This window comes from Kitasatospora sp. NPDC004799 (genome assembly GCF_040609095.1).
GTDB lineage: Bacteria > Actinomycetota > Actinomycetes > Streptomycetales > Streptomycetaceae > Kitasatospora.
In genome coordinates, this window is the sequence record NZ_JBEXJK010000338.1 from 1 (window position 1) to 9,174 (window position 9,174).

A 9,174-nucleotide genomic window follows, 5' to 3' on the forward strand; every position below is an offset into this window, starting at 1 on the left:
AACCACGCGGCCCCATCGAGACCGAAGCAGCCCGCCGCCTCGCCGACGACCTCAAGCACCAGTAGTCACCCGATTACCCAACACTCTCTCAGGCGCCGAGCTGGGCCAGGAGCGTGTCGCCGGACGGGTAGGGGCGCTCGGCGGGGAGGAGCTGCCGGGCGGCGTCCAGGCCGCCGTTGCGCACGTGGGCGTGGATGGCGTGGGCGAGGGCGGTGACGTCGGTGATCGAGACGATCCACTCGTCCGCGTAACGCGCGGCGGCCTCGCCGGCGAGGCCGAGCTGGAGGGAGCGGTGGGGGAGCGGTTGCAGGCGCAGCCCGCGTTCCGGGTCCCACTGGACGCGGGCCGGTGAGCGCTTCAACTCGCGCTTCCAGGTGGCCTGGTCGGGGTGCAGCCCGGGCACGTAGTGGGACAGGCAGCTGTTCCGCAGCGCCCACTCGAAGCCCTCGCGGGTGATCTCGACCGCCAGGACGGTCTCCTGGCCCTCCTTCGCCGCCCACCCGCAGCGGTACATCATCCAGAGGAACGACGGCTTGATCCACGTCATCCGGTCCCGCTTCCACGCCGCCGGGAACCGCCCGTCCCGCGCGGCGGGCAGGCCGATCTCCGGGGGGTACGCCTGGTAGACGGTCACGGTGGTGTCGGTGTGGAGGGCGCGGATCTGATGCATCGGTTCTGGCACGCGGACCAGGATCGGTGCCCGACCACGCCCCGCGCCAGCGCTTTTCCGGGTCCGAAAGTATCGGCAGAAGTCCCGCTCCTCGGCGGACGGCCGGATACGGAACGGGCGCGCGGCCGGAACCCGGCCGGGCGCCCGCTGGTCATCCGTTGCGTTCGGCGGCCCGGGTCCGGGCCCAGGCGATGAACTCGTCCACGACCGGAGAGACCGTCTCAACCTGGCCGACCAGTTCCTCGAGCTCGGCCGGTGAGGCCTCGTCGACCCGGAGGATCATCCGGGCCCAGCCGGGCGGCCGGCCGCGGTGGAACGTGAAACCGGGATTGCAGATCTCCGCGAGCAGTTCGTCACGGTCGAGCAGCCGCCGCAGGGTCGGAAGGGTGTGCTCCCGAAGGACCTCCGCCATGGCCTGGCCGGCGGCATCGGGGTCGATCCGTCTGCCGTATGCCCAGTCCGCGTTGAGGGGGCTGACCTCGTCGGGCTCGTAGGCAACGTGCCTCGGCGCCGCCACGGTCCACTCCACGATCGCCGCCGACGAGGTCGGGGCCTTCTCCTTGGCGGACTCCCAGGACATTCGGTAGCTCCATGCCCAGGAGGCGGCCGGCACGATGAACGCCTTGACCGTGAACACCGTCATCGGCGTAGTGAGGCGCTGGGTCCGGAACTCCAGCAGGGCGTGGTCGCCCTTCTCCCCGACCAAGCGGTACGCCAGGCCCTTGCGGCTCAGGCCGGCCGCCTTCGCCAGCGGCGCCACGTACCGGCGGGTCCATGCATCGAGGGATGTCATCCGTTGTCTTTCTGTCGGGGAGTCGTCATGCTGCCAGGTCCCGGGGCGACGCCGGCGGCGCAGGCGCTGCAGGCGGTGCCGGATGGTCTCGGTGACCGGGGCCGCCGGTGGATCATTCGAGGCCCGGGAAACTCATCCGGGCCAGCACATCGAGCACTTCGGTCTCCTCGTTCGCCGTCGCCCACCGGCGCAGCTCACCGACCACCCGCTGGTGGCTGTCGGCGAGGTCCCGCAGTGGGACGGAGGCCCGGACCACGATCTCGTCACCCTCGTCGGGGGACGGGGGGACGCGGTCGCGCAGCCCGACCACGTCGACGGTGCGCTCCGCCGAGGACGTGTTCTCGGGGAGGAACTTGACATAGAAGGGGCCCTCGAAGAAATAGATCTCGCCGAGCTCGCTCTCGTGTGCGCAGACGAGCGCCTCCCGCATGGAGCCGAGGACCGAGAGCGGTGCGTCGGTCCAGCGGGCTTCCGGGAAGGCCATTCCGTCGATCTCGAGCCAGGCCTCGCCGGAGACGAAGAGTGGATTCCGTTTGTCCACGGCCAGAGCATCCGTCGGAATGTTGATGCGAAACATAGCTGTCCTCTCAGGTGACAGGTGACAGGTGACAGGTGACAGGGACCGAACGGGCGGGCGCCTCCGGGCACGCGGGACCTGCGAGCCCGGAGGCGCCCTCATCGGCGCATCATGCCGTCTGCTGCCGCGTCAGCCCTTCCACACGCCCGTTGGATAGATGGACCGCATCTCGCCGCCGCCGTGGGGTATCTGGAACTGCACCTCGTTTCCTCGAACCTTGGCGGTCGCCTGGATCATCCTGGTGTTGGGGTCGTAGCCTACGATCTTGGGGTTGTTCCGGAGAGCCTCGCGCGCAATGCCGGTCAGCTCGTCGTCGTCCATGTCACCGGGCCACAGGTTCTTCTTGCTGTTCGCGCCCTTTCCGCCCGGGAAGTGGTTGTCACGCACGTGCGCGGTGTCCAAGCCCTCGAACGCGCGAGGCAACTTGACGTTCTTGGGGATCTTCGGACCACGCAGCATCGCGCAGTTGTGCACCAGGACCGGTGTGTCCTGCGCGAGGACGTAGTACGTGTGCGTCTCGCGTACGGTCAGGTTGTAGGCGCGCTGGACCAGGTGGAAGTGTCGGACCTGTTCCACGGTGACAGGGGTGCCGTCGGGGGTGCGCACGGCGTCGCCCGGGGAGAGCTCTCCGGCGTCCGTCCAGGCGTTCCGGTTGACGCTCCAGAACGGGTGGTGGTCGGTCGCGGTGATCTCACCGCGACCGTCGGCGAGGACGATCGTGGTGAAGTCGGCATCGTCCGGGGTCACCATGGTGGCGTCGACCTCGCGGGCGGCCGTCGTCCCGGTCTCCGGGTCGGTCGCGAGGACGAGGTCCCCGACCTCCAACTGCTCGATGGGCTTGGTCGTCCCGTCCGCCATCCGAACCGTGACGCCCACCGGGAAGCTGTCGCAGGAGGTGGCGTCCGGCTTGACCTTGGCCGACTTGCTGAACTTGGACAGTCCCTTGCTGAGGCCGCTCGCGGCGGCGCCGATCTCGCTCGGACCGAACGGGGCGACGTTCGCGAACTGCCAGTCCATGAGCTGGTCGTAGAGCTCGCCGTAGATCGGCGTGTTCCGGCAGTCCTTGATCACGTGGCAGGCGTTCACGGCCGCCGCGATGTAGTCGTGGGTGTCGGATTCCGGATCCTCGCCGAAGCGGTGGCGCTGCTTCTGGAGGATCTTCAGGTTCTCGTTGGTCTTGTTGATCAGCTTGTTGAAGTCGGTCTTGCCGGTGGTGATCTGCACTCCGCCGGGGAGGACCGACTTCTCGCTCTTGACGGTCTCGACGATCCAGTCGCCGCCGCCGACCGGTGCCCAGTAGTCCTGGACCAGTTGGCCCTCGGGGGTGCGGCACTGGGCCGTGCCGCCGCAGGTGCCGTCGGGGCGCAGGCCGGACGGGTCGCTGAGGGTGAGCGGGTTGTTGTTGCTGTACGTGTAGGCCGCCAGCGACTGCGGGTCGGTGCCGACGAGGACCGGGTCCACGCTGATGAACCGGCCGGTGGCCGGGTCGTAGTCGCGGGCCCCGAGATGGGTGAGACCGGTGGGCTCGGCCGTGCCGCCGAGGAAGCCCCGGGTGCCGGCCCAGGTGGTCGGCGCGGTGCCGCGGGTGCCGCCGAAGGGCAGCGAACGGCGCTGGTCGACGCCGCCGGTGGTGGCGTCGATGCCGACCTCGGCCGTGCCGTGGTGGTCGTTGACCTGGAAGGTCAGGCGGTTGTCGTCGGTGCGGACGGCGGTGGCCATGCCGAGCGGGTAGTAGCGGGTGGCGGTGGCCTTGGCGGCGCCCTTGACCAGCTTCAGCTCGGTGTCGCCGAGGTACAGGGTCCAGTTCTCGGCCGCCGGGTCGGCGGTGTCGAGGGTGTGGCCGATGAGGCGGTTGCCGTCGGCGTCGTAGAGGTAGTCGGTGGTCTGCTTGGTGGTCGCGGTGGTGCTGCCGCTGGTCGTCCTGACGGTTGCGGCGAGTTGGCCGAGTCGGCCTTCCGGGTCCCAGGTCAGGGCCTGGTCGCTCGACTGGTCACCGGACGGCTTGAGGTGCCGCCCGGTGGTGTAGCCGCCGGCGTCGTAGTCGTAGCTCTCCACGACCGGTGCGCCGACGGCGCCGGTGACGGTGGAGGTGGAGCTCAGGCTGTGCGGGCGGGTCGCCGTGGGGGCGGGGTAGGTGTAGGTGGTGGTGGAGTCCTGCCCGGTGTTGCCGGTGGGGTCGTGGCGGGTCTCGGTGGCCCGGGTGCCGTTGGTGTTGTAGGTCCAGCTGGTCCAGTACGGTGCCGGGCCGCCGAGCTGGGCGCCGCTGGGCGCCGTGCAGCTCCCGGTGTCGGGGGTGTAGGCCTCGGTGAGGCGGGCCAGGGAGTCGTAGCGGAAGCACTGCCGGTCGGTGCCGGAGCGCGAGGTGTCGGTGACCGAGGTGACGTTGCCGGCCTGGTCGTAGGTGTACGCGGCGGCGCGGGTCGCGCCGGTGACGCCGTACTGGTCGGTGCGGCTGGAGGCGAGGCGCTGGGTGCCCCACTCGTAGCCGTTGGTGACGTACACGTCCTTGCCGGCGGTGCCGTTGCTGAGGGTGGACTGCAGCGGCTTGCCGGTGAGGCTGTAGGTCTGGTTGGTGAGGTACTTCGTCAGGCCTTCGACGGCGGTGGGCCGACGCAGGGCGTCGTAGGTGAACGCGACCGACTCGGCCGGGAGGTTGCCCACTGCGGGGAAGGAGGAGGACCTGGCCTGGCCGTCCAGGCGGTAGATGGTGCCGGTGACGTAGGTGCCGGCGAGGGCTTCCTGGCCGGGAACGGACGGGACGGAGTAGGTGGTGCGGGTGGGCCGGGCGAGGGTGTCGAACAGGGAGTAGGTGGTCTTGTACTGGTAGGTGGTGCCGTTGACGGTGCTGTAGCGGGTGCTGGAGGACAGCTCGTTCTTGTTGCCGACCGGGTCCCAGACCCGAGAAGTCAGCAGCGGGCCGGTCGCCGAGCCGTCGTGCGTCTCGAGCGGCCGGGACAGGTTGTCGTAGACGGTGGCGACGGTCTTGCCGCTGCCGTCCGTGGTGCTGGTCAGCTCGCCGCGGTCGTTGTAGGTGCTGGTGGTGGTACCGGAGTCCGGGTCGACCGCCTTGGTCCGCCGGCCGAGCTGGTCGAACTGCCAGGTCCAGACCGTACCGGCCGGGCCGGTGAGCCTGGTGAGGTTGCCGGCCGGGTCGTAGCCGTAGGTGGTGGCGTCGTAGGCGCCGGTGGGAGTGGCGGACTTGTACTGGCGCAGCTCCACGACCCGGCCCACCGCGTCGATGACGGTCGTGGTGGGGGTGCCGCCGGTGGGCGGGGTGACGGTGACCCGGTCGCCGCCGTACTCGGTGAGCGTGCTGGCCAGCGGGGTGCCGACGCCGTTTCCGGCCAGCGCGGTGGTCCTGACGACCCGCCCGAGGCCGTCGTACTCCGTTGCCGCCTGGGTCTCCAGGCCGGTGGTGTCGTCGATGTTGCGCAGCGTGCCGGAGGGCGCGCCGGTGGCGTAGTACGGGGAGTAGGCGAGTGCCTCCTGACCGCGCTCGTCGTAGAAGGTGTCCGCGATGACGCGGCCGCCGTTGTCGCCCGGGGCCTGGCCCTGCCGGAACCGGCCGAGGCCGTCGTAGAGGGTGTAGGAGGTCTGCTGGGAGCCGTCCTCGTTGAGGGTCTTGCCGGCCACGGAGACGATCTGGTTGTCGGCGACCGTGTAGGCGTACTCCTGGTCGGGGGTCTGCCCGGTGGCCTTGGAGCGGTCGGGCAGCCAGACCTTCAGGGTGCGGCCGAGGGCGTCGTAGAGGACGTCGGTCCGGCGGTTGTTGGTGTCGACGCTGTCGACGGCCAGCCCGCGCAGCAGGTCGTAGTCGGTGGTGGTGGTTCGCGTGGTGGTGGCGTCCCCGGCCTTGGCGGGCGGGGTGGTCTCCACCGACCGGGTGGGCCGGCCGGTCGCCGGGGTGTGGGCGGTGGTGCTGGTCCGGGCGCTCGGGGAGGCCGTGGTGACCGGGTTGGTCGCACCGCTGAGGTCGTAGACCGTGCTGGACGCCAGCTCGGTGCTGCTCACGGAGCGCCCGTAGCCGTCGTAGGCGGCGGCGTGGTCCAGGTAGGTGGCGCTGTTGCCGCTGCGGGACTTGAGCGTCTGGGAGAGGGTGACATCGCCCTTGGTGGGAGGCGCGCCGAAACCCTGCCCGTCGAACCGGTAGCGGATGTCCGAGAGCACCGCCGAGGTGCCGTCGGCCCGGGTGTCCCGGTTGACGTCGGTGGCGCAGTTCGCGGCGACCACCTCGACGCGGGTGGTGCCCGTGAGGATCCAGGCGCCGGTGTTGTCGGCGTACGTGGTGCGGGTGCAGGTGTCGTCGTCGGGGACCGCCACGTCACCCTGGTTCTCGACCGTGGTGACCCGGCCGTAGCCGTCGCGGGTGTTGTTGGTGCGGGTCTCGCGCCACGCGGTGCCGGCGCCCTTGTCGAGGGAGGTGAAGGTGCGGGTGACGGCGCTGCCGGTGATGTTGGCGGTGGCGGTGCCCCAGTCGCGGACGCGCTTGGCGGTCTCCTGCTTCCACGGCGTGTTGACGTTCTTGCCGAGGATCACGCCGCCCGGCTTGTCGTACTGCTCGGTGCGGTACTCGTAGCCCGCCCAGGCCTGGTCGTCGGTCAGGACGGTGCCCTGGCCGTCGTCGACGGTGACGGTGCGCTTGGCGTTCTTGTCGGCCGGGTTGTTGCGGTCCTGGTCCATGCCGCGCAGGAAGTAGTGGTCCGCCTGCGTCGTCATCCCCGTGACGCCGCCGGTCTCCACCCGGGTGCGGGTGTAGCCGCGCCACTGGGACCAGGTCTTGAGCTTCTCCTTGGTCAGGCCGTCCTCGTCGTCGAAGTGCCAGGCGGCGTCGCCGAGGTAGGTGTAGTGGGTGACCATGTCGGGTGCGCCGCCGGTGCGGTCGGTGGCGATGACCGACGCCACGACGTACTTGTTGAACCACTCCGTGGTGACCGGGGTCTCCTCGGAGGCCTGGTACATCTGCGGGAAGCAGCGGGTGGTGTTGGACTGCGGGGTCGGCAGGGCGTTCCAGTCGCAGGCCGCGGCCGAGTAGTTGACGTCGATCTGGCCGCCGAGCTCGTCGGTGACGGTGCCCAGCCGCTGCTTGATGAACGGCATGCGGCCGTCGCCGACCTTGTCGAGCCGGTTGGCCAGCTGCTTGTAGGCGAAGGTCGTCTTCGGCAGCGCGACGGACGGGGTGGCGGAGGTGCCGGTGTGCTTGATCGAATCCAGCAGCAGCTGGTAGTCGAAGTCGGCGGTGCCCCACTTGTGGGTCAGGTCCCAGGTGTCGACGGTGGCGTAGCTTCCGTCGGCCTGCAGGGTCTTGGCCGCGATCTGGGTGACGCGGGTGCGGGTGAAGAAGGTCGGCGAGTACTGGCCGGTGCAGTCGGTGCCGTCCTTGCAGGTCTGGTCCCACGGGGTGTCGTACCAGTACTGCCGGTTGGCGTCGATCTTCGCCGGGTCGCAGGTGCCGGCCGTGGTCTCCAGGCAGCGCTCGGCGGTGCCGAAGTCGACCCGGCCCATCGGCTTGACGGTGGCCGAGTAGAGGTCGCCCTGCTGCTGGCCGTACTCGATGTGCTCCAGGCGGCCGCCGCGGATGTAGGGCGTGCGGTCGGTGGCCTTCAGGTTGCGGCCGTAGTTGTTGGTCTCGGGCGTGTACCAGTACGTGATGTCGTTGCCGTGGGCGTCGACCACCAGGTCCAGGTTCCACCGCCAGCCCTGCTGGCACCAGGAGGAGGCGAAGTCGGCGCCGTTGCACGGCTCGCCGGCGTTGTTGCCGTAGACCGGCACGGTGAAGACGGACTTGGTCTCCGGCTTGCCCGCCGACCAGTTCGGCAGGCGGTTGTAGCCGAAGTAGTAGCTGGTGCCGTCGGTGGTGGTGGCGCGGAAGTACTCGCCGTCGTTGTCACCGTTGCCGCGGCCGGTGTCGCGCACGCGCACGACCTTCGTCGTGTCGTCGTTCTTGATCCGCCACTCGTCACCGGAGACCGGGATCAGCTCACCGGAGTGCCCGGCGAAGCTGATGGTCGCGTTGTCGGTGCCCCAGCACAGGTCGCCCGGGCTGTTGGTGCCGGTCTTCGGCGCGCCGTCGTCCGCGCAGGCCTTGTAGCTGCGCTCGACGAAGCCGGGCGACAGGTCGAAGCCGTCACCGGCCCAGGAGGCCTGGTTGTTGCTGTTGGCCGTGCGGCCGTCGATCGCACCGGAGTTGTAGGACAGGCCGATCTTCGGGGTCAGCCCGCCGGGCATCGTGGTCAGCGGCATGTCGTACGACCAGGTGAACGCACCGCTGTTCAGTGCCGTCGACCAGCTCGACGCGCTGGAGAGCGGCGTCGCCTTGTAGTCGCCGCTCGGCCCGGCGCTGCCGGTGGTGGCGGCCAGTACCGTCGCACCGGAGGTGGACTGCAGGCGCATCGACCCGGCCGGGGCCGTGGTCAGCGCGTCGGCGGCGACGGTCTGGTGCTCCGGGTCGTTGCCGCCCGGCAGCGGGGTCTGCACCCGGCACTCGGGCAGCTCGGGCGTGGTCAGCGCGCACTCGGGCAGCCGGACCAGCTTCAGCCGCGAGCCGAAGCCGGAGCCGGCCGCCTGGGCGAAGGACGAGTAGTCGACGGCCAGGCCGCTGTTCTCGTCCGCGCCCGAGACGGTCAGCAGCAGGCCGTTGATCCCGGCCCTGGTGGCGGCGTCCTGGCCGAGCAGCTCGACCTCGGCCTTGCCGGCCGAGCCGGCGGAGGACAGCGCGACCGGCAGTTTGCCGGCCTTGACCGCCTTGCCCTTCTCGCCGGGCACGTCGACGGTCGCCCTGCCCGCGCCGGGCAGGGCGCCGTGCTGGCCGTCGGTCCTGCTGACGGTGGTGTCGGCCTTGCGGCCCTTGGTCTTGGCGTCCGAGCCCTTGACCGGCTTCTCGGGTGAGACCGCCGCGGGCTTGGTGTACGGTTCCGCGGCCGCCGCGACGGCGGCCAGCGGCAGTGCCGGCAGCAGCGACCCGACCAGGGTGCCCGCGACGACCGCGGACACTCTGGTGCGGGCCGGCAGCCGCAGCACCGACCTCTTCCTGCTCATGGGTGGAACAACTCCTCTGGGGGAAACGGGGTGTGACGAACCGCGGGGCCGGCGGGGGGCCGCCCCCCGGCCCCCGGCAGGGGGGGGGTAAGACGCCGG

4 protein-coding genes are annotated in these 9,174 nt (G+C 70.5%); all 4 read right to left on the reverse strand.

Going from position 1 to position 9,174, the window contains the following annotated elements; genetic code table 11:
* Nucleotides 1–88: 88 nt before the first annotated feature.
* The 4 genes from ABZW03_RS31145 to ABZW03_RS31160 all read right to left on the reverse strand — a co-directional run bounded on the left by ABZW03_RS31145 (nucleotide 89) and on the right by ABZW03_RS31160 (nucleotide 9,075).
* Nucleotides 89–682 (reverse strand): DUF4291 domain-containing protein, encoded by a 594-nt coding sequence (locus ABZW03_RS31145; protein ID WP_355265648.1) that lies wholly within the window; start codon nucleotides 680–682, stop codon nucleotides 89–91.
* A 139-nt stretch (nucleotides 683–821) separates the two neighbouring features.
* Complete coding sequence (locus ABZW03_RS31150; protein ID WP_355265651.1) at nucleotides 822–1,463, reverse strand: hypothetical protein; 642 nt, start codon at nucleotides 1,461–1,463, stop codon at nucleotides 822–824.
* Nucleotides 1,464–1,575: 112 nt separating this feature from the next.
* Entirely contained in the window at nucleotides 1,576–2,040 is a 465-nt protein-coding gene (locus ABZW03_RS31155; protein ID WP_355265654.1) for a hypothetical protein, read from the reverse strand.
* A 129-nt stretch (nucleotides 2,041–2,169) separates the two neighbouring features.
* Nucleotides 2,170–9,075 carry a polymorphic toxin-type HINT domain-containing protein gene (locus ABZW03_RS31160; protein WP_355265656.1) on the reverse strand — a complete coding sequence of 2,302 codons (6,906 nt, stop codon included), beginning with the start codon at nucleotides 9,073–9,075 and terminating at the stop codon, nucleotides 2,170–2,172.
* Between the last annotated feature and the right edge of the window lie 99 nt (nucleotides 9,076–9,174).